Raw genomic sequence first — 433 nt, forward strand, 5'->3', positions numbered from 1 at the left:
TGAACTGACCCCATAAAGTTGGATAGTCAGATTTGCTTAGCCAGCGCTCGCGGGCTGAGTTCTGTACTGCACAGGACTCAGCCCGTTTCGTTTGAGACTGATGCGCTGGTGATTGTAGTAATGGATGTACTGCCGTAAGCCATTACGTAGCTGCTCGATACTCTCGAATCGGTTCAAATAAAAGAACTCAGACTTGAGCGTGGCAAAGAAGCTCTCCATTGCCGCATTGTCCAGGCAATTTCCTCGTCGCGACATGCTTTGTACTACCCCATACTTGGCGAGTTTTCGCTGCCAATCTGCCATCTGATATTGCCAGCCTTGATCGGAGTGCAGGATCGGGCGGTGCTCGCCGCGTACTCGTTCGATGGCTTGCTCAAGCATCTTGCCGACAAAGGCGTAGTGAGGCCGCTCGCTCGTCTGCCACGCGATGATC

At 52.9% G+C, this 433-nt stretch carries 1 protein-coding gene; it reads right to left on the bottom strand.

The window, feature by feature from the left end; all coding sequences use genetic code 11:
- Positions 1 to 36 precede the first annotated feature (36 nt).
- On the bottom strand, positions 37 to 433 hold a 397-nt coding region (locus CDV44_RS27385; protein ID WP_141118852.1), incomplete at its 5' end, for an IS3 family transposase.

It is taken from the genome of Pandoraea sp. PE-S2R-1, assembly GCF_002179865.1.
Taxonomy (GTDB): domain Bacteria; phylum Pseudomonadota; class Gammaproteobacteria; order Burkholderiales; family Burkholderiaceae; genus Pandoraea.